General features: G+C 64.5%; 1 protein-coding gene. It reads right to left on the bottom strand.

Annotation, left to right across the window (positions count from 1 at the left end):
• Positions 1-66: 66 nt before the first annotated feature.
• Positions 67-435: a transglycosylase SLT domain-containing protein gene (locus tag P3T39_RS37480; protein ID WP_280703803.1), complete on the bottom strand. Its 369-nt coding sequence runs from the start codon at positions 433-435 to the stop codon at positions 67-69.
• Positions 436-1,048: the final 613 nt, after the last annotated feature.

The raw sequence follows: 1,048 nt of genomic DNA, 5'->3' as shown, positions 1-1,048 counted from the left end.
GCATGACGAAGGGCCCGGTGCGTGTGCACCGGGCCCGTTCGTGTGGGTGTGTTTGTTGGGCATGGCTTAGTACCAGTGGTGGGCGGCCCAGAAGGCCCAGGCGGCGTTGGGGCTGCCGTAGCGGGAGTTCATGTAGTTGTAGGCCCACTTGATCTGGGTGGTGGGGTTGGTCTGCCAGTCGGTTCCGGCGGAGGCCATCTTGGAGGCGGGCAGTGCCTGGCCGAGGCCGTAGGAGCCGCTGCTGGGGTTGGTCGCGGTGACGCTCCAGCCGCTTTCGTGGGAGATGATGTTGCTGAAGGAGGCCAGCTGGTCGGCGGGGACGATGCTGGCGGCGATCTGTTGCGGGGTGGTGGCGGAGGCGGTGGTGGGGGCGATGGCGGCGCCGATGCCGGCGATGCCGGCGGCGGTGGTGAGCAGGGCGATGGACTTGTGCATTCGGGTGGTGAGGGAGGTAGACAAGTAGCAGTCCTAGGTCGGGGGGCGGGAATCCACGTCCGGGTGGTTTGCGCGGTCGGTGGGAATCGACTTGTGCGTCGGATGTGGGTCGGCGCGTTGTGGGGGTTGCGCCGGTCGTACGACCCGGGTCCTGGGACTTGCGTGTCGTGGTGACCAGGCCATTGTTAGCGGGTGTCTGGTCGGCTTCCAAGGGGTTGGATTCGGGGTGTCTACGATGGGGTGTCGTAGAGGGGTCGGTTGTGGGTTGTTGGGGGCCGGACGCGGTTTCCCTCGGTTTCGGGGTTGAAACCTCGTTGTCGAGGTCTTTTTTGTTTTCCGTGATCATGCTGTTGAGCTGCGGTGTTGCTGGTGTTGGTGGCTGACGGTGCGGTGGGTGGTGTGTGGGTGTGGGGTGTGGGGTGTGGGTGTGTGCGGGTGCTTGGGGGGTGGACCACTATGCGGGGTAGTGGGCTCGATGGGGTGTGTGGCCACCATCACACGCCAACTTGAACCTTTTGTCCGTTTTGCAGGTTTATGCGCCCTTGCGGTGGGCCGAAGGTTTCACATAAGGGCCTCGTGCGACCCGCAAGCATGAATGTGGCCCGGGTCACAA

This window comes from Kitasatospora sp. GP82, from assembly GCF_029892105.1.
GTDB lineage: Bacteria > Actinomycetota > Actinomycetes > Streptomycetales > Streptomycetaceae > Kitasatospora.
The sequence above is the reverse complement of the archived record's forward strand: the minus strand, read 5'-3'. Positions and strand labels throughout refer to the sequence as shown.